Consider the following 17,382-nt stretch of genomic DNA (forward strand, 5'->3'; position numbering starts at 1 on the left):
ACCACGTGGGTCACGGGAGCCTCGTACAACTCGTACAACTCGTACAACCGGAGAACATCAGCCCTTGCGGGTGTTGATCTCCTCGGTGAGCTGCGGGACGACGTCGAAGAGGTCGCCGACCACGCCGTAGTCGACGAGGTCGAAGATCGGGGCCTCGGCGTCCTTGTTGACGGCCACGATCGTCTTCGAGGTCTGCATGCCCGCGCGGTGCTGGATCGCGCCGGAGATACCGTTGGCGATGTACAGCTGCGGGGAGACGCTCTTGCCGGTCTGGCCGACCTGGTTGGAGTGTGGGTACCAGCCCGCGTCGACGGCGGCGCGCGAGGCGCCGACGGCCGCGCCGAGGGAGTCGGCGAGCGCCTCGATGATCGCGAAGTTCTCCGAGCCGTTGACGCCACGGCCGCCGGAGACGACGATCGCGGCCTCGGTCAGCTCCGGGCGGCCGGTCGACTCGCGCGGGGTGCGCGCGGTGACCTTCGTGCCGGTGGCCTTGTCGGAGAAGGTGACCGTGAGGGCCTCGACGGTGCCGGCGGCCGGGGCGGCCTCCACGGCGGCGCTGTTGGGCTTCACGGTGATGACCGGGGTGCCCTTGGAGACCCGGGTCCTGGTGGTGAAGGAGGCGGCGAACACCGACTGCGTGGCGATGGGGCCCTTGTCGCCGGCCTCCAGGTCGGTGGCGTCGGTGATGATGCCCGAGCCGATGCGCACCGCGAGGCGGGCGGCGATCTCCTTGCCCTCGGCGGAGGACGGCACCAGGACGGCGGCCGGGGAGACGGCGTCGTAGGCGGCCTGGAGGGCGTCCACCTTCGGTACGACGAGGTAGTCGGCGTACTCGGCGGCGTCGTGCGTGAGCACCTTCACCGCGCCGTGCTCGGCGAGCGCGGCGGCGGTGTTCTCGGCACCGGAGCCGAGGGCGAGGGCGACGGGCTCGCCGATACGGCGCGCCAGCGTCAGCAGCTCCAGGGTGGGCTTGCGGACGGCACCGTCCACGTGATCGACGTAGACGAGAACTTCAGCCATGGGAATGGTCTCCTGCGTGCTTGCGAAGTCTGAGGGGCGGTGAGGGAGCCTGCGGCGGGCCGTGACCCTTGGGGCTTAGATGAACTTCTGGCCCGCGAGGAACTCGGCGAGCTGCTTGCCGCCCTCGCCCTCGTCCTTGACGATCGTGCCGGCGGTACGCGCGGGGCGCTGAGCCGCGGAGTCGACGGCGGTCCAAGCGCCTTCGAGGCCGACCTCGTCGGTGTCGATCTCCAGGTCGGACAGGTCCCAGGCCACAACCGGCTTCTTCTTGGCGGCCATGATGCCCTTGAAGGACGGGTAGCGCGCCTCGCCCGACTGGTCGGTGACGGACACGACCGCCGGCAGGGAGGCCTCCAGCTGCTCGGAGGCGCTGTCGCCGTCCCGGCGGCCCTTGACGACGCCGTCCGCCACGGAGACCTCGGAGAGCAGCGTGACCTGCGGGACGCCCAGGCGCTCGGCCAGCAGGGCGGGGATCACACCGGCGGTGCCGTCGGTGGAGGCCATGCCGGAGACGACCAGGTCGAAGCCGGCCTTCTCGATCGCCCTGGCCAGCACCAGGGAGGTGCCGATGACGTCGGTGCCGTGCAGATCGTCGTCCTCGACGTGGATGGCCTTGTCGGCGCCCATGGACAGCGCCTTGCGCAGCGCGTCCTTGGCGTCCTCCGGACCCACCGTCAGGACGGTGATCTCCACGTCGTCGTCCGAGTTCTCGGAGATCTGCAGCGCCTGCTCGACCGCGTACTCGTCGAGCTCGGAGAGCAGACCGTCCACGTCGTCCCGGTCGACGGTCAGGTCATCGGCGAAGTGCCGGTCGCCAGTGGCGTCGGGCACGTACTTCACAGTGACAACGATCCTCAAGCTCACGCCGGCTCTCCTACTGCATCGTCATTTTTCGGCTGCCTACTTCCAGGCAGCATAGGCGCCTTGAACGGCCGTTCCCGGTGCGGGCGGCCGGTGCTCCGAGCGAAATATTACTCGCCAGTACGCAGCACTACGCTCCCTCAGCAGGTGCCCGCTAAGCAAGCGCTTTGAACTGTGACCTGTGCAACGCAGCGTAATCGGAACTCGACGCTTCCGCAGGGTGGCCGGTCACCCACCGGGAGTGGTCTCAGTCACGCAGCCCGTTGAAGCGGCCCTGGTGGTAGAGGAGCGGGCGGCCGGAGCCGGCGTGGTCACCGAGGACGACCTCGGCGATGACGATGCGATGGTCCCCGGCGGGCACGCGCGCGACGACCCGGCACACCAGCCAGGCGAGCACGCCGTCGAGGACCGGCACACCCTCGGGCCCCTCGTGCCAGACGGTGGGCGCCCCGAACCGGTCGGCGCCGCTGCGGGCGAAGGTGGCGGCCAACCGCTCCTGGTGCTCGCCGAGTATGTGGACGCCGACATGGTCGGCCCCGGATATCGCGGGCCAGCTGGACGCGCCGGTGCTGATCCCGAAGGAGAGCATCGGGGGCTGCGCCGAGACGGAGCTGAGGGAGGTGGCGGTGAAGCCGACCGGACCGGTCTCACCGTGCGCGGTGATCACCGCCACACCGGCGGCGTGCTGCCGGAAGACGGAGCGCAGCAGATCGGGAGAGGCGAGCCGGGAGGTGCCGAGATCGGGCGTGGCCGTCATGGGGCTGTCCTTCTTGGGGAGGCGACGAGCGGGACCGTGGCTGCTCAACAGCCCGGACAGCACGCGCTCGCGGTACGTGCGAGGTCGACGTGCGCCCGCCCGAAAAGAAGGAGTTCCGAAGGCATACAGTCAGGCTGACGATAGGTGGTGTGCGCAGTCAAGTACGTTCCGGCATATGGGAGATGACTCACCGCTTCCGCCCGAATCGTCAAACCGCCTCCCCCAGGGCCGCGATGACATCCGCCTTGCGGGGGAGGCCGGTGGCGCGCCGCACGACCCGTCCGTCCGCGTCGAGCACCAGCACGGTGGGGGTCTTCAGGATGTCGAGTTCCCGCACGAGGTCCAGATGATCCTCGGCGTCGATCTCGATGTGACGGACTCCGGGGACCATGCCGGCCACCTCGCCCAGCACCCGGCGCGTGGCCCGGCAGGGCGCGCAGAAGGCGCTGGAGAACTGCACCAGGGTGGCCTTCTCGCCGAGGTCGCCGCCCAACTCGGTGGCTCCGAGCCGTTTTCCGCCGTCGCGCCCGCGCACCCGCACTCTCCCGCTCCGCCGCCGATGCAGCACTCCGTAGGCGCTCGCCGCCGCGAGCACCGCCACGCACACCACGAGACCGCTCATCCCCTGCTCCAGCGTTCACGAGACTGCAAAGATTCCCAGCACTACGAATCGTTTCTGCTGCGGAATCCTAGGTTCATGGACATCGATGTGAGAGGACCGCGCTTCGGGGCGGCCCTGACGACCGCGGTACTGGCGGTCGTGCTGGTCACCGGCAGCTTCTGGCTGCTGGCCTGGCAGACCCTGGCGTTCGCGCTGGGCGCGGCGGGCGGCGTCGGCCGCTCGCCGTACGGCTGGCTGTTCCGGAAGGCCGTACGGCCGCGGATCGGGCCGCCGACCGAGTTCGAGTCGCCGGAGCCGCCGCGGTTCGCGCAGGCGGTCGGACTGGTCTTCGCCGGGGTGGGTCTGGTCGGTTTCGGCGTGGGACCGGCCTGGCTGGGGCTCGCGGCGACCGGTGCCGCGCTCGCCGCCGCGTTCCTCAATGCCGCGTTCGGGTACTGCCTGGGGTGCGAGATGTACCTGCTCGTACGCCGGGTGACGGTTCGCGCAGAGTAAAGGCCATTTAAAAGTCCGAGGTGGATCAAGTGATGGACGTGACGAGGATCTCGCCGTTCTCCGGCACGAGGACTGGCCAGTCGTTCGTTCTTCGGGCACGATCTGCGCAATGCCGTAAACCTACGGCTGCGTAACTTTCCCGCCCGGAGAACCCCTTCAGGCAGAGAGAAGGGTCCACCCCGTCCATGGCTGAGCTTGTCTACCGTCCCGTCGTCGGTCTCGCCCAAACGTTGTTCAAGGTCTGGGACCTCAAGATCGACTGCAAGGGATCGGAGAACATTCCGCGCTCGGGCGGCGCTGTGCTGGTCAGCAACCACATCAGCTATCTGGACTTCATCTTCGACGGCCTGGCCGCCCTGCCGCAGAAGCGCCTGGTGCGCTTCATGGCGAAGGAGTCGGTGTTCCGGCACAAGATCTCCGGTCCGCTGATGCGCGGCATGAAGCACATCCCGGTGGACCGCAAGCAGGGCGAGACCGCCTACCAGCACGCGCTGGAGTCGCTGCGGTCCGGCGAGATCGTCGGCGTCTTCCCCGAGGCGACGATCTCGCAGTCCTTCACCCTGAAGAGCTTCAAGTCGGGTGCCGCGCGCATGGCCCAGGAGGCCGGCGTCCCGCTGATCCCGATGGCCCTGTGGGGCACCCAGCGACTGTGGACCAAGGGCCACCCGAAGAACTTCAAGCGCAGCCACACCCCGATCACCATCCGGGTCGGCGAGCCGGTGGAGGCCCCTCAGGACCAGTACGCGGGCGCCATCACCCGCCGACTGCGCGAGCGCATCCAGGAGTTGCTGGAAGCCGCCCAGCGCGCCTATCCCGTGCGGCCGAACGGCCCCGACGACACCTGGTGGATGCCGGCCCATCTCGGCGGCACCGCACCCACCGCCGAAGAGGTCAAGGCGGCCGAGGCTCGCTGAATCGTCACGCCGGGGCGTGGACGGCGATCCGCGCCCCGGGGCTGAACTTCTCCAGCAGTTCGGCGAGTTCGGCACCCGCGCGCTCCACCTCGGCGACAGGCATCGGCGACAGGCTCTCCAACAGGAAGACGGCGGACGTCGATTCCTCCGTGAGCCTGGTACGCGGCCCCTGCCGCCAGTTCCAGCGGCGGCAGGTGACACCGGCCGCGTCGGTCCACACCACCTCGCCCGCGTCCGGGTGTTCGACGACCTCCTCGCCGCCCGCGAAGGTCACGAACTCCTCGTCCCCGGTGGCCCGTTGGAGAGTCATTCCGCCCTGGATGCGGTCGGTGTCCTCACCGCCCACAGGGATCAAGTACGCGACGCTGATGGCGTTGTAGAGGTCGACCAGCACATTGATCCGGGGCAGTCCGGCGTCCGTGAGCGCCCTCTTGGCCAGCGCCTCGGCCGAGTTGCGGGTCCGCGACGGCTTCGACCCGAACGCCGTGTACACCTCGCGCCAGGCCGCCATGTGCGGGTCCTCGTGCGGGGCACGCCCGTCCAGCCGTACGGCCAGCCGGCGGGCCGCGTCGTCGAGGAGCGCCGAACTCGCTTCGGTGCTGGGCCCGTTGACCAGTCCGTGCGCCTCGATCACGACATGCGTGAAACCGGGTGCGAGGGTGCGGACTTCGTCGGACACGGTCAGGGTAAGCGTCATGAGGTGCCTCAGAGTGCGGTCGGGAGCGTCTGCCACAGGTACGACCGGTCGGGGGCGGCCTTCAGGGCGCTCAGCACGACCGGGTGTGGTTCAGCGTACAGGACCGGATAGTCCAGCTCATTGAACTCGGGATCGGGCACAAAGGCCAGCCGCTCGCCGTCGAGGGAGAACTGCGCGTCCACGCCCGGCTTGTTGCCGCGCGGATCCTGCCGGTGCCAGGCCCCGTTGAACCGCACGGCGACCAGCCCGTGCACCACGTCGAACTTCTGGTAGCACAGGGCCGTCGGGATGTCCTCGGCCCGCAGCAGCGCGGCCAGCGCGTGCGCCTTGGCGTAGCAGATGCCGGTGCCCTGCTCCAGGACGTCGGAGGCCCGCCAGGTGACGCGCGGGTCGCCCACGTCCTGCGAGTGGGGGATGGCGTCCCGCACGAACTCGAACGCCAGCTGTGCATAGCCATACGAGTCGGCGGCACTCTTGGCGAGTCGCGCGGCGGTCTCGCGCACGAGGGGATGACCGTGGTCGATGGCCTCGTCGGCAGCCAAGTAGGCGGAAAGATCGGGGGTGTTCTGGATCAGCTCCATGGGTGGAGAGCATAGGAAAGCGATCACCCGAGAGTCAATGACTTTTCAGGTGACCGCATACCTATGCACATTCTGTTCAAGCTTGACTAGCGGGCCATCTCCTCCTTGAGCGCCGCCACGAACGCGTCCACGTCGTCCTCGGTCGTATCGAAGCCGCACATCCAGCGGACGTCGCCGGCCGCCTCGTCCCAGAAGTAGAACCGGAAGCGCTCCTGAAGGCGCACGCTCACGTCGTGCGGGAGCCGGGCGAAGACACCGTTGGCCTGCACCGGGTAGAGGATCTCCACGCCGTGCACCGCGCGGACGCCCTCGGCGAGGCGCTGGGCCATCTCGTTGGCATGGCGGGCGTTGCGCAGCCAGAGGTCCTTGGCGAGCAGCGCCTCCAACTGCACAGAGACGAAGCGCATCTTGGAGGCCAGCTGCATGGACAGTTTGCGCAGGTGCTTCATGTGGCTGACGGCGTCCTGGTTGATGACGACGACCGCCTCGCCGAAGATCGCGCCGTTCTTCGTCCCGCCCAGGGAGAGGATGTCGACGCCCACCGCGTTGGTGAACGTCCGCATGGGGACGTCGAGCGAGGCCGCCGCGTTGGCTATCCGGGAGCCGTCGAGGTGGACCTTCATCCCGCGCGCGTGGGCGTGCTCGCAGATCGCGCGGATCTCGTCCGGCGTGTACAGGGTGCCGAGTTCGGTGCTCTGGGTGATCGAGACGGCCTGCGGCATCGCACGGTGCTCGTCGTCCCAGCCGTACGCCTGCCGGTCGATCAGTTCGGGCGTGAGCTTGCCGTCGGGCGTGGGCACCGTGAGCAGCTTCAGCCCGCCCATGCGCTCGGGGGCGCCGCCCTCGTCGACGTTGATGTGGGCGCTCTCGGCGCAGATCACCGCGCCCCAGCGGTCGGTGACCGCCTGGAGCGCGACGACGTTGGCGCCGGTGCCGTTGAAGACCGGGAAGGCCTCGGCCGTGGCGCCGAAGTGGCTGCGGATGATGCCCTGGAGGTTCTCGGTGTAGTCGTCCTCTCCGTAGGCGACCTGGTGGCCGCCGTTGGCGAGGGCGAGGGCGGCGAGCACCTCGGGGTGGGCGCCGGCGTAGTTGTCGCTGGCGAAGCCGCGGATCTCCGGGTCGTGGTGGCGCCGTGCGTCGGTCTTCGGAGGGTTCACGGCTTCTCGGTCAGCCACAGACGGTTTCCGTTCACTTCGGCAGCGGGCTTGTCCCAGACGCCGGCGATGGCCTCGGCGAGGTCCTTGACGTCGGTGAAGCCCGCGAACTTCGCGTTGGGGCGTTCGGCGCGCATCGCGTCGTGCACCAGCGCCTTCACCACCATGATGGCGGCCGCGGAGGTGGGCCCGTCCTCGCCGCCGGCCTTGCGGTAGCCGTCGGCCATCGCGAGGGTCCAGGCCTCGGCGGCGGCCTTCGAGGCGGAGTACGCCGCGTTGCCCGCGGTCGGCTTGCTGGCGCCGGCCGCGCTGATCAGCAGGTAACGGCCGCGGTCGCTGCGCTCCAGGCCGTCGTAGAAGGCCAGCGAGGTGTGCTGCACGGTGCGGATGAGCAGCTTCTCCAGCAGGTCCCAGTCGGCGAGGTCTGTCTCGGCGAAGGTGGCGCTGCCGCGCCAGCCGCCGACGAGGTGGACGAGGCCGTCGACGTGACCGAAGTCCTTCTCGATGTGCGCGGCCCAGTCGCGGGTGGCCTGCGGGTCGAGCAGGTCGACGGTGTCCCCCACGACGGTGGCGCCGCCGTGCGCGTAGCGGGCCGCGTCCACGGCCTCCGCCAGGCGTTCGGGATGCGCGTCCGAGCCGACGACGGTCGCGCCCGCCTCCGCCAGCCGCACCAGCACGGCCCGGCCCGCCGGTCCGCCCGCTCCGGCCACCGCGATCACCGCGCCGTTGAGCGCCCCGTTCCCCATGGTCCTCGCCTCCTGAGCCACTTCGGTGCTGCGGTCGCTCACGCGGCGATCCGCTCGGCGCTCTCCGCCGTGATGCCCTTGGTCGAGGCGATCACGTTCTTCAGCTTCTTGGAGAGGGCCTCATAGAACATGCTCAGCGGAAACTCGTCCGGAAGCACGTCATCCACGAGTTTCCGCGGCGGCTGGCTCAGGTCCAGGGCGTCGGGACCCTTGGCCCACTTGGAGCCGGGGTGCGGGGCGAGGTAGGTGGCGACCAGCTCGTAGGCCTTGAACCAGTGGACGAGCTTGGGGCGGTCGATGCCCGCGCGGTAGAGGTCCTCGATCTCGGCGCACAGCTGGTTGGTGACCTCGGGGGCGCGCCGCCAGTCGATGTGCAGCTTGTTGTCGGTCCAGCGGACGACGTCGTGCTGGTGGAGGTAGGCGAAGAGGAGCTGGCCGCCGAGTCCGTCGTAGTTGCGGACGCGTTCGCCGGTGACCGGGAAGCGGAACATGCGGTCGCAGAGGACCGCGTACTGCACGTCACGGGCCTGCGGGACGCCGTCGGCCTCCAGCCTCACGGCCTCCTTGAAGGCGGTGAGGTCGCAGCGCAGCTCTTCGAGTCCGTACATCCAGAAGGGCTGGCGCTGCTTGATCATGAACGGGTCGAAGGGCAGGTCGCCGTGGCTGTGGGTGCGGTCGTGGACCATGTCCCACAGGACGAAGGCCTCCTCGCAGCGCTTCTGGTCGTCGACCATGGTGGCGATGTCCTCGGGCAGTTCCATGCCGAGGATGTCGACGGCGGCCTCGGTGACCCGGCGGAAGCGGGCGGCCTCGCGGTCGCAGAAGATCCCACCCCAGGAGAAACGTTCCGGCGCCTGGCGTACGGCGATGGTCTCCGGGAAGAGCACGGCCGAGTTGGTGTCGTAGCCGGACGTGAAGTCCTCGAAGGTGATGCCGCAGAACAGCGGGTTGTCGTAGCGGGTCGCCTCCAGTTCGGCCAGCCAGTCGGGCCAGACCATGCGCAGGACGACAGCTTCGAGGTTGCGGTCCGGGTTGCCGTTCTGCGTGTACATCGGGAAGACGACCAGGTGCTGGAGTCCGTCCCGGCGGTTCGCGGCGGGCTGGAAGGCCAGCAGCGAGTCGAGGAAGTCCGGCACCTGGAAGCCGTCGGCGGCCCACCGCTCCAGGTCCCTGATCAGAGCGGCGTGGTAGGCGGCATCGTGCGGCAGCAGCGGGGAGAGTTCCTCGACGGCACCCGTCACCCGGCGCACGGCGTACTCGGCCTCCGCGCGGTCCGGGGCGCCCTCGTCCGCGAAGTCGATCGACCCGTCCTTGGCCTGCCATGGCCGGATCCGCTCCACGGCATCCTTGAGCACGGGCCATGCCGGATGCTCAACCACCCTGGTCACGGGAGGAACCCGCTCCTCCGAACCCACCTGCACAAGAATTTCCGTCATGTCCCATCCTCCACGGGAGAATCCAGCGTATGGGAACCGTATACATATGTGGTTTCTCCCAGCAAGAGGATCTTCGGGAGATTATCCTGCCGACCCCTGCCTGTGACCGAACTTTTTCCTGCCGTAAACCATGAACGCCGCCGAAGAGACACCGCGCGGTTACCCAGGGACCGGGGCGCCGAAACCAGCCACCGGTCAATCGCCCCGGGACGCGCCCGCGCCCGGGTGACCGCTCCGGCCGGTGCCGCGCAGGTCGGCCGCCGACGTCTCCGCGATCCTCCGTGTACGCGCGGGTCCAACGCCGGGCCCGGCCGTTAGGCTGCGGCTCTGCCGCGTGGACGCCGGTGTCCGGCCGCGCCCACGCGCGCGTGCCGAGCCGCCGTCGACGGAAGCGAGTTGAACCTTGAACTTCCTTACCATCGGTCACCGCGGAGTCATGGGTCTCGAACCCGAGAACACTCTCCGTTCCTTCGTCGCCGCCGAGCAGGGCGGCCTCGATGTCATCGAACTCGATCTGCATCTGAGCAGGGACGGCGCCCTCGTCGTCATGCACGACGCCGACGTGGACCGTACGACCGACGGGACCGGCCCGATCGCCGAGCGGACCCTCGACGAGCTGCGCACCCTGGACGCGGGCCGGGGCGAGCGCGTACCCACCTTCGAGGAGGTGCTGGACGCCGTCCGCTCGCCGCTCCAGGCCGAGATCAAGGACCTCGCGGCGGCCCGGGCGCTGGCCGAGGTCATGCACCGGCGGGACCTGGTCGGACGGGTCGAGGTGTCCTCGTTCCACGACGAGGCGATCACCGAGATCGCCCGCCTGGTGCCCGGCGTCCGCACCGCGCTGATCGCGAGCCGTTTCGGTCCCGACGTGGTGGAGCGGGCCACCGAGGCCGGTGCCGAAACGGTCTGCCTGAACATCCGCAGGCTGACCCTGGAGGTCGTCGAGGCGGCCCGCAAGGCGGACCTGCGGATCATCGGCTGGGTGGTCAACACCCAGGACCACCTGCGGCTCGTACGCGCCCTGGAGCTGGACGGCGCGACCACCGACTACCCGGAGATCAAACGCACGGGCCGCTTCACCGCGTGAGTACCAAGTGAGGCCTACGCGAGTTCCTTGACCAGCAGCTCGAACTCCAGGTCGTCGCGCTGCGGAATGCCGAACCGCTCGTCGCCGTACGGGAACGGGGTCATCCGGCCCGTACGGCGATAGCCGCGGCGCTCGTACCAGGCGATGAGGTCGTTGCGCACGGAGATCACGGTCATGTGCATCTCCGCCACTCCCCAGGTCTCCCGGGCCGCGCGCTCCGCCTCCGCGATGATGACCTTGCCGAGGCCGCCGCCCTGGAGCTGCGGGCTGACGGCGAACATCCCGAAGTAGGCGTGGTCGCCGCGGTGTTCGAGCTGGCAGCAGGCGACGACCCGGCCCTCGCGTTCGACGACCAGGAGCCGGCCGTCGGGCGACTTGATGACCTCGAGCACGCCCTCGGGATCGGTCCGCTGCCCTTCGAGGATGTCCGCCTCGGTGGTCCACCCGGCCCGGCTGTCGTCACCCCGGTAGGCCGACTCGATCAGCACGACGAGGGCGTCCACATCGGCGTCGGTGGCGTCGCGGAAGGTCAGTCCGGTGGCGGCGGTGTCCATGGTGCACAACTCCGATCAGAGGCGCGGCTCGGCAGTGACGAGAGTAACGCGGCCGGACCACTAGGCTCCGGCCGCATGGTGCACGTACTGAGCAGCCGCATCCTGCTGCGCCCGACCGACCCCGACCGTTCCCGCGCCTTCTACGGCGAGCAGCTGGGGCTGCCCGTCTACCGCGAGTTCGGCACGGGGACGGAGCGCGGGACCGTCTACTTCCTCGGCGGCGGGTTCCTGGAGGTCTCCGGACGCTCCGACACCCCGCCCTCGCCCGCCGTGCGGCTGTGGTTGCAGGTCGCGGACGCGGGGGCCGCGCAGGAGGAGTTGCGGGCGAAGGGGGTCGAGATCGTACGGCCGCCCGTGAAGGAGCCGTGGGGGCTGGTGGAGATGTGGGTGGCGGACCCGGACGGGACGCGGATCGTGCTGGTGGAGGTGCCCGCGGACCATCCGCTGCGGTACCGGCCGGGGATCTAGGCCTACGGCGGGCAGGCCGCCCTTCCGTGTCGGTTGGCCGGGGTCGCGGCCCGGGCTTAGCGTGCTGGGAGGGGTACGTCCTGCGGAAGGAACGTCATGAAGCTCGACAGGCCGGTGACCGGCGGGCCCTGTTGGGTCGAGCTCGGGACCAGTGACCTAGAGGCGGCCAAGGGGTTCTACGCCGACGTGTTCGGCTGGCGTCCGGAGACCGATCCCCGGCAGGAGGCGGGCGGCTACACGGTCGCGCACGTCGGGGACGCGGCGGTCGCCGGCCTGACGCCCCTGTTCCAGGAGTCGCAGCCGGTGGCGTGGAACGTGTCGTTCGCGGTGACGGACGCCGACGCGGCCGCGGAACGGGTGCGTACGGCCGGCGGGACGCTGCTGATGGAGCCGGCCGACGTGTTCGACATCGGGCGTTTCGCGGTCGCCCTGGACCCGGGCGGGGCCGCGTTCCAGATGTGGCAGGCACGGACCTTCCCCGGTGCCGGGCTGTTCAACTCGCCCGGCGCGCTGGGCTGGGTGGAACTGCTGACCCGGGCGCCCGAGCGGGCCGAGGCCTTCTACACGAGCGTGTTCGGCTGGACCGTGCGGTCCTCCGTGCACTACCCGCAGTGGGGCATCGACGGTGCCGACTTCGGCGGCATGATGGCGATGGACGAGAAGTTCCCGCCCCAGGTGACTCCGCACTGGCTGCCGTACTTCGCGGTGAACGACGTCCACGCGACCGCCGCCGCGACGACCTCGGCGGGCGGCGCGGTCCTCATGGAGCCCCGGTCCGTCGGCGACGTACGGCGGATCGCGGTGCTGCGGGATCCGCAGGGTGCGGTGTTCGGGGTGCACGCGGCGGGCGGGGAGGGCTGAGTCCGTTCACCCGCCCGCCGCGCGCCGTCAGGCCAGCGGTGTCACCGTCACCTGGTCGATCACGGGGGCGTACGCGGAGCGTTGACCGTACTGGTTCGTGGACTTGCCGTCGTCGTCCGGGAGTTCGTCGGCCGTGAAGGTGAGGGTGTTGGCGCCCTCGTCGAGGGTGACGGGGACGGTCAGGTCGTGGAAGTTGTTGAAGTGGAAGGTCGTGGGGAACAGGACGCGCCGCGGGGCGTCCCCGTTGACCACGATGTCCGCGTGGCGGCAGACCGGGTCCGGGTTGTAGTGGGTGGCGGGCGCCTGCTCGCCGTTGGAGTAGCGGATCGTGAGCGCGTGCCGGCCGGCCCGCTCCGCCGTCACGGTGAGCGTGAGGGCGTTTCCGGGGCCACCGCCGATGCCGTCGACCGCCTTGCCGCCGGTGGCGAACGTGTGGGCGCCGGTGACCCGGGCGCCGCCGGTCGTGGTGCCCTCCTCGGCCGGGTACGTCGAGGTGGGCAGGAGGCCGCGTGACGGGTCCGTCCTGAGGCGGTCCAGGACGAGGTCGTCGGAAGTGGCGGTGACGGTGACCTTGTTGATGCCTGACATGAGGAACAGGGACATGGAGGATCGTTCAACAATCCCCACGTTCTCACCGTTGATCGTCAACTCGCCCTCCCCGGGGCCGATGCGGTCGACGGTCACCGTCGCCTCCCCGTCGTCCGCCGCGTGCACCCAGAAGGTGGCCGTCCCGCCCCGCGGCAGCACGGCGACACCTGGACCAGAGGCCCCCCGGATCGTGTGGTCGACGCGCGCGCCACCCCCCAGGGCGGCGAACTCGGCGTCGTACAGCGCGGAGCCGGCCTCCCGCTCGCCGCGGAGGGCGAGGTCGAGCTTGTCGACGACCGCGTCACCCCGCGTGACACCGAGGTCGGGATCCTTGGCCGCGAGGGTGATCGTGTGCGCGCCGGCGGTCAGCTCGACCTGGGTATCGGTGTGGCCCCACACCGCCCACTTGTAGCCCAGCGGCAGCCGGAGTTCGCGCGGCTGGCCGCCGTCGACACGGAGGAAGACATTGGTGGGTCCCTGCTCGCGCACCGCGTCGGCCAGGTTGTACGAGTTGGCGAAGACGCTCACGTCGTACGTCCCGTCCTGCGGGACCTCGACGGAGAAGGCGAGCACGCCGTCGGAGCCGGTGCGGAGTCCGCCCACGTGGTAGCCGGTCGAGGTGGCGAACTTGTCGACGTCGGCCGGTGACCCCTCGGGCCCGTTCAGGGAACGGCCGCCACCGAGGTAGGCCGCGTCCTCGGCCTGGTACGTCCGCCGCCAGCCGACCGAGGGCGGCAGCACCACGGCCCCCTCGCCGCCCGGGGACAGGATCACCTGGTACGCCGACATCTCCTCCAAGTCCGTCAGATGGAGCGTCACTTTCCCGTCGACGACGGGGAGTTCATGGTCGGCGAGCCGCAACGGCTGCGCGGAGGCGCCGACTTGGCCCGTCCAGGGGATCTCCAGGAGCCGCGCATGAACGGTCGTACTGAAGACTTCCGGGTCGACGTGCTCGAACACGACGTCCGCCGGACCGCCCGCGCCGCCGAACAGTGCCCGCGCCTGGCGCTTGTCCCGGTCGAGCGCGGCGACGCCCTGAAGTGTGTACTGCACGTTCGGGTGGGGCGCTGCGACCTGGACGGTGTGGCCCGTGAACTGGCCGTAGGCGTTGAACAGCCACCACTGTCCGTTGCCCTTGTTGGCCTCGACCGCCGAGTCGTTGAGGTTGCCGTCGATGTTCCAGTACGCCATGTCGGCGTCGACCTTGGACTCCTCGATCGCGGCGATCCACTGGATCATCTGCCCCGGGACGGACAAGTGGTAGTTGTGGGCGTACTCGTTGATGTTGACGGGGAGTGGACCGATGCCCAACTCCCTTTCCAGCGCACGGTACTTGGCGACGTTCGTGCGGATCTCGTCCGGCGAGGACAGCTCGTGCCAGGTGACGATGTCGGGCAGGACGCCCTCGGCCGCCGCGAACTCCAGGAAGCCCTTGACCTCGTCGTACAGTTCGCAGGTGTTGGGGCCGGCGATACGGGCGCCGGGGTCGAGGTCCTTGATGAGGCGGTAGATGTCCCGCCAGGCGGTGAAGTAGGCGCGCGGGTCGGTGCGCCAGGACGTCCCGTCGTAGCTCCACTCCCCCGTGCCGAACATGTTGCCCTCGGGCTCGTTGAACGGGACGTACACGACGTGGGACCGGTACTCGCCGAGCGCCAGTACCTGTTCGACGTGCCTGCGGACGCGTGCCGTGAAGTCGGCGAGGCGCTCGGGGCCGGTGGCGCCGGGCCATTCATAGGGGAAGCCGCGGTAGATGTCGGTCAGGTAGACGTAGACGTCCTTGCCGCCCGCCTCGACGAAGGGGCGCAGTATCTCCAGGGCGTCGGCGCCCGGGTGCTGGACACCGTCCTGGGCCTTGGTGGAGACGGTGCGGACGTACATGCCCTCGACGACGTTGCGGCTGGGGACACCGTCGCCGTAGAGGCCGTAGAGCGTGCCGCTCGCGCCTCCGTGGAAGGGGCCGGTGTCGGTGCCGAGGTCGATGGTGAGCGTCCCGGAGGCGGGGGCGGCGGAGGCTGCGGCTGCCACGGCATCAATCCCTTGTTCGACATGTCGTACGACAGTCGGCTTCCCGAACCGACCTGGTCGAACGTAGGGAGATCACGCGCCTCACGTCAACGGTCCCCCGCCATCCACCTGCGGCGGCTCAGACGCGCAGGACGCCCAGTCGGCCTTCCAACTGGACCAGCAACTCGCCCAGCAGCGTGGCGAGTTCGCCCTGTCCGGGGGTGTCCAGACCAGCGAGCACGGTGGTCTCGTAGGCGAGCTGCTCGGGCAGGATCTCATCGACGAGTTCGCGGCCGGTCTCCGTCAGGCGGACATGCGCGACGCGGCGGTCGCGGGTGTCGCCGCGGCGCTCGACCAGTCCGCGTTCGGTCAGGTGCTTGAGGCGCTTGGTGACGGCGGCTCCCGAGGAGAAGGTCTCGCGGGTCAGCTCGCTCGGCGTCAGCTCGTGCCCCGTACGGCGGAGCGCGCCGAGCAGGTCGAACTCCGGTCGGCTGAGCCCGGCCCGGCGCAGTGGCGCGTCCTCGGCCTGCTGGAGCAGGGCGGCACACCGGTTGATCCGGCCGATGATCTCCATCGGCCCGGTGTCGAGACCGGGGTGCACGGCCTGCCACTGCCCGACGACGGCGGCGACGGTGTCGTGGCGCGGAGCGCTCGGTGAGGGGTCGTCGCGGGCCGCATCCGGAGAGGCACCGTTTCCGTCCGCCGGCCGTCCGTTCATTGACGTCATCCCCGTACGCCCTCCGTCTTCCTGCCCGTGCGTCGATCCGCGGCCGGCCGGGGGTGCGGTCCCCGGCGTCGTACCGTCGCGGCGAGCGTACGGTGTCCGGACTGCTCGGCGAGCACGACCCGCTCCTGGGGCAGGGCGCGCTGCCACCACTCGCCGGACGCGGCGTCGACGGTGGCCCGCAGCTCTACCAGCGCGGCGGCGAGCGCGCGGTGCGCGGAATCCAGGGTTCCGGGGGCGGGAGCGGGCTCCGCCAGGAGGCGCACGGCCCGCCCGTGCGCCCCTTCGACGGCGGTCAGCGCCTCCTCGATGCGATCGGTCGCGCGGCGATTGGTGACGGCGAACGCGGCCACGAGGCCGACCAGGGCGCCGACGAGGGTGTCCACGACCCGCTCGGTGATCAGCTCCCCGGGCCGCTGGGTCCGGGCGAACTCGGTGATGAGCAGCGCCATCGGGGTCACACAGACGCTGCCGAGCCAGTAGTTGCGGCCGATCAGCGCCTCGGCGCCGAAGTTGAACGCGAGGCAGCACAGTACGAGCACCGCCGGATGCGCGTGCGCGAGCGGGGCCACCCCGGCGAAGACGAGCACGCCCACGAGGTTGCCGACGACCCGCTGCACTCCCCGGCCCCAGGTGAGGGTGATGTTGGCCTGGTAGAGGGAGGCGGCGGTGACGAGGGCCCAGTAGGGGCGGCCGACGCCGAGGGCCAGGGAGGCGTAGCCGGCGAGGGCACAGCCGATCGCCGTGCGCAGCACGAGGGGGGCGAGTGGGCCGAGCCTGGTCCACAACGGGCGCGCGGGCGTGGCGAGTTCGGCGTCCGCGCCGAGCAGTTCGGCTACGGCGCCCACCGGGTCGCCGGTCTCCGGGACCGGTCCCCTGCCGCGCAGTTCACGGGCCCAGGTGCGCAGCAGTTCCGGGTCGGTGTCCGCGGGCGCGGCGAGGGCGACCTCGGCGCGGACGACGAGTCGTTCGAGGGCGCGGCGGGGCTCGGTGCGGACACCCGTGGCGAGCAGGGACTGCCAGGCCGCCTGGATGGCTGCCGCCGTCGCGACACGCGCGCGTGCGTGGCCGTCGCCGGTGCCGCGGGTGGCGGCGTACCCGGCGGCGACATTCAGCGCCTGGGCGGTGGCGCGGCGCTCTGGGCCGTAGGGCCGGAACAGGCCGGGTGCCATCCCGACGAGCCACGCCCAGGCGCCCGCCGCGGCGGCGAGCGCGAGGTGGCCGGGGATCTGGGCGGGCGTCTGCGGCGCGAAGAGCGAGGCGGAGCTGATGAAGGTGAGGACGACGTTGCCGGGCGGGCCGATCCGGGTCGCGTCGCACAGTCCCTTCTGTACGGCGGCCAGGACGGCGCCGACCGTGACCAGCACGACGGCGTTCGTGGTGAGGGAGGCGGTGACGAGCGCGACGGCGAGACCGCCGATAATCCCGAGCACCACCCAGAACAGGGCGCGGGCCCGGGCGGCGTAGGGCTTGTTGTGGGCGTAGAGCGCGCACAACGAGCCGGCCATCGTGTACATCGCCAGGTCGAGGCGGCCCAGGGCGAGCAGGGTCAGATTGGGTGGGGCGACCGAGACGACCACGCTGAGCGCGGGCTTGAACCAGATGTCGGACGGCCGGCCGAGGCGCAGCACACCGGCGAGCGGAAGGCGTCGGACTCGGGGAGCCCGCGGGGCGGGGTCGGGGGTCGCACTGCTCATGGTGGATAAGTTTAGCAGGTGTTTTACTCGTGAATTAGTTGCGTGAACACGCCTCCGACCTGCCGCACTCCTCCGAGTGCTCCCCATGTACACCGTTGCGCTCGATTGCGCCCCGTGCG

General features: G+C 70.3%; 18 protein-coding genes. 5 read left to right on the forward strand and 13 right to left on the reverse strand.

The window, feature by feature from the left end; translation table 11 throughout:
- Window positions 1–57: 57 nt before the first annotated feature.
- From ACQHII_RS05740 to ACQHII_RS05755, 4 genes are all read right to left on the reverse strand, one after another.
- Window positions 58–1,020, reverse strand: a complete 963-nt coding sequence (locus ACQHII_RS05740; protein WP_427918193.1) for an electron transfer flavoprotein subunit alpha/FixB family protein — start codon at window positions 1,018–1,020, stop codon at window positions 58–60.
- A gap of 75 nt (window positions 1,021–1,095) precedes the next feature.
- Window positions 1,096–1,884 carry an electron transfer flavoprotein subunit beta/FixA family protein gene (locus ACQHII_RS05745; protein ID WP_427918194.1) on the reverse strand — a complete coding sequence of 263 codons (789 nt, stop codon included), beginning with the start codon at window positions 1,882–1,884 and terminating at the stop codon, window positions 1,096–1,098.
- Window positions 1,885–2,128: 244 nt separating this feature from the next.
- Window positions 2,129–2,638 carry a flavin reductase family protein gene (locus tag ACQHII_RS05750; protein WP_427918195.1) on the reverse strand — a complete coding sequence of 170 codons (510 nt, stop codon included), beginning with the start codon at window positions 2,636–2,638 and terminating at the stop codon, window positions 2,129–2,131.
- Window positions 2,639–2,846: 208 nt separating this feature from the next.
- Entirely contained in the window at window positions 2,847–3,260 is a 414-nt protein-coding gene (locus ACQHII_RS05755) for a TlpA family protein disulfide reductase (RefSeq protein WP_427918196.1), read from the reverse strand.
- Window positions 3,261–3,335: 75 nt separating this feature from the next.
- On the opposite strand from ACQHII_RS05755, the gene ACQHII_RS05760 reads away from it, so the two are divergent.
- Both ACQHII_RS05760 and ACQHII_RS05765 read left to right on the forward strand, forming a co-directional pair.
- Window positions 3,336–3,752, forward strand: coding sequence for a DUF4395 domain-containing protein (locus ACQHII_RS05760; RefSeq protein WP_427918197.1), 417 nt, complete (start codon window positions 3,336–3,338; stop codon window positions 3,750–3,752).
- Window positions 3,753–3,937: 185 nt separating this feature from the next.
- Window positions 3,938–4,666: a lysophospholipid acyltransferase family protein gene (locus ACQHII_RS05765; protein WP_427918198.1), complete on the forward strand. Its 729-nt coding sequence runs from the start codon at window positions 3,938–3,940 to the stop codon at window positions 4,664–4,666.
- 4 nt (window positions 4,667–4,670) lie between these two features.
- Here the strand turns inward: ACQHII_RS05765 and ACQHII_RS05770 are convergent, their stop codons facing one another.
- The 5 genes from ACQHII_RS05770 to ACQHII_RS05790 all read right to left on the reverse strand — a co-directional run bounded on the left by ACQHII_RS05770 (window position 4,671) and on the right by ACQHII_RS05790 (window position 9,280).
- On the reverse strand, window positions 4,671–5,363 hold the full coding sequence (locus ACQHII_RS05770) for a B3/B4 domain-containing protein (protein WP_427918199.1): 693 nt from the start codon (window positions 5,361–5,363) through the stop codon (window positions 4,671–4,673).
- An 8-nt stretch (window positions 5,364–5,371) separates the two neighbouring features.
- Window positions 5,372–5,944 carry a transglutaminase domain-containing protein gene (locus tag ACQHII_RS05775; protein ID WP_427918200.1) on the reverse strand — a complete coding sequence of 191 codons (573 nt, stop codon included), beginning with the start codon at window positions 5,942–5,944 and terminating at the stop codon, window positions 5,372–5,374.
- Window positions 5,945–6,030: 86 nt separating this feature from the next.
- On the reverse strand, window positions 6,031–7,101 hold the full coding sequence (locus ACQHII_RS05780; protein ID WP_427918201.1) for a threonine aldolase family protein: 1,071 nt from the start codon (window positions 7,099–7,101) through the stop codon (window positions 6,031–6,033).
- Window positions 7,098–7,844: an SDR family NAD(P)-dependent oxidoreductase gene (locus tag ACQHII_RS05785; protein WP_427925236.1), complete on the reverse strand. Its 747-nt coding sequence runs from the start codon at window positions 7,842–7,844 to the stop codon at window positions 7,098–7,100. The genes ACQHII_RS05780 and ACQHII_RS05785 overlap by 4 nt, the downstream gene beginning before the upstream one ends.
- A 38-nt stretch (window positions 7,845–7,882) precedes the next feature.
- A complete protein-coding gene (locus ACQHII_RS05790; protein ID WP_427918202.1) occupies window positions 7,883–9,280 on the reverse strand; it encodes a DUF6421 family protein in 1,398 nt (465 codons plus the stop codon).
- 403 nt (window positions 9,281–9,683) lie between these two features.
- Between ACQHII_RS05790 and ACQHII_RS05795 the strand changes: the two genes are divergently transcribed.
- On the forward strand, window positions 9,684–10,367 hold the full coding sequence (locus ACQHII_RS05795) for a glycerophosphodiester phosphodiesterase (RefSeq protein WP_427918203.1): 684 nt from the start codon (window positions 9,684–9,686) through the stop codon (window positions 10,365–10,367).
- A 14-nt stretch (window positions 10,368–10,381) separates the two neighbouring features.
- Here ACQHII_RS05795 and ACQHII_RS05800 read toward each other — a convergent pair whose 3' ends face one another.
- The gene (locus ACQHII_RS05800; RefSeq protein WP_427918204.1) at window positions 10,382–10,921 is read right to left on the reverse strand and encodes a GNAT family N-acetyltransferase; all 540 of its coding nucleotides are present in this window, start codon (window positions 10,919–10,921) and stop codon (window positions 10,382–10,384) included.
- 75 nt (window positions 10,922–10,996) lie between these two features.
- On the opposite strand from ACQHII_RS05800, the gene ACQHII_RS05805 reads away from it, so the two are divergent.
- Window positions 10,997–11,389, forward strand: a complete 393-nt coding sequence (locus ACQHII_RS05805; protein ID WP_427918205.1) for a VOC family protein — start codon at window positions 10,997–10,999, stop codon at window positions 11,387–11,389.
- 96 nt (window positions 11,390–11,485) lie between these two features.
- Window positions 11,486–12,250 (forward strand): VOC family protein, encoded by a 765-nt coding sequence (locus tag ACQHII_RS05810; protein ID WP_427918206.1) that lies wholly within the window; start codon window positions 11,486–11,488, stop codon window positions 12,248–12,250.
- Between the two features lie 27 nt (window positions 12,251–12,277).
- Here ACQHII_RS05810 and ACQHII_RS05815 read toward each other — a convergent pair whose 3' ends face one another.
- From ACQHII_RS05815 to ACQHII_RS05825, 3 genes are all read right to left on the reverse strand, one after another.
- Window positions 12,278–14,863, reverse strand: coding sequence for a cellulosome protein (locus ACQHII_RS05815; protein WP_427918207.1), 2,586 nt, complete (start codon window positions 14,861–14,863; stop codon window positions 12,278–12,280).
- Between the two features lie 118 nt (window positions 14,864–14,981).
- The gene (locus ACQHII_RS05820) at window positions 14,982–15,569 is read right to left on the reverse strand and encodes a MarR family winged helix-turn-helix transcriptional regulator (RefSeq protein ID WP_427918208.1); all 588 of its coding nucleotides are present in this window, start codon (window positions 15,567–15,569) and stop codon (window positions 14,982–14,984) included.
- Entirely contained in the window at window positions 15,566–17,263 is a 1,698-nt protein-coding gene (locus ACQHII_RS05825) for an FUSC family protein (RefSeq protein WP_427918209.1), read from the reverse strand. Before ACQHII_RS05825 ends, ACQHII_RS05820 begins: the two co-directional genes overlap by 4 nt.
- Window positions 17,264–17,382: the final 119 nt, after the last annotated feature.

Origin of the sequence: Streptomyces sp. cg40, assembly GCF_050320165.1 — a bacterium.
Classification (GTDB): Bacteria; Actinomycetota; Actinomycetes; order Streptomycetales; family Streptomycetaceae; genus Streptomyces; species Streptomyces hokutonensis.

Excerpts from the sequence above, each read along its gene's own strand:
- ACQHII_RS05770 (WP_427918199.1), bottom strand. The coding sequence starts at position 5,363 with ATGACGCTTACCCTGACCGTGTCCGACGAAGTCCGCACCCTCGCACCC.
- ACQHII_RS05775 (WP_427918200.1), bottom strand. The coding sequence starts at position 5,944 with ATGGAGCTGATCCAGAACACCCCCGATCTTTCCGCCTACTTGGCTGCC.
- ACQHII_RS05800 (WP_427918204.1), bottom strand. The coding sequence starts at position 10,921 with ATGGACACCGCCGCCACCGGACTGACCTTCCGCGACGCCACCGACGCC.
- ACQHII_RS05805 (WP_427918205.1), top strand. The coding sequence starts at position 10,997 with ATGGTGCACGTACTGAGCAGCCGCATCCTGCTGCGCCCGACCGACCCC.
- ACQHII_RS05765 (WP_427918198.1), top strand. The coding sequence starts at position 3,938 with ATGGCTGAGCTTGTCTACCGTCCCGTCGTCGGTCTCGCCCAAACGTTG.
- ACQHII_RS05750 (WP_427918195.1), bottom strand. The coding sequence starts at position 2,638 with ATGACGGCCACGCCCGATCTCGGCACCTCCCGGCTCGCCTCTCCCGAT.
- ACQHII_RS05810 (WP_427918206.1), top strand. The coding sequence starts at position 11,486 with ATGAAGCTCGACAGGCCGGTGACCGGCGGGCCCTGTTGGGTCGAGCTC.
- ACQHII_RS05790 (WP_427918202.1), bottom strand. The coding sequence starts at position 9,280 with ATGACGGAAATTCTTGTGCAGGTGGGTTCGGAGGAGCGGGTTCCTCCC.
- ACQHII_RS05825 (WP_427918209.1), bottom strand. The coding sequence starts at position 17,263 with ATGAGCAGTGCGACCCCCGACCCCGCCCCGCGGGCTCCCCGAGTCCGA.
- ACQHII_RS05820 (WP_427918208.1), bottom strand. The coding sequence starts at position 15,569 with ATGACGTCAATGAACGGACGGCCGGCGGACGGAAACGGTGCCTCTCCG.
- ACQHII_RS05740 (WP_427918193.1), bottom strand. The coding sequence starts at position 1,020 with ATGGCTGAAGTTCTCGTCTACGTCGATCACGTGGACGGTGCCGTCCGC.
- ACQHII_RS05785 (WP_427925236.1), bottom strand. The coding sequence starts at position 7,844 with ATGGGGAACGGGGCGCTCAACGGCGCGGTGATCGCGGTGGCCGGAGCG.
- ACQHII_RS05760 (WP_427918197.1), top strand. The coding sequence starts at position 3,336 with ATGGACATCGATGTGAGAGGACCGCGCTTCGGGGCGGCCCTGACGACC.
- ACQHII_RS05755 (WP_427918196.1), bottom strand. The coding sequence starts at position 3,260 with ATGAGCGGTCTCGTGGTGTGCGTGGCGGTGCTCGCGGCGGCGAGCGCC.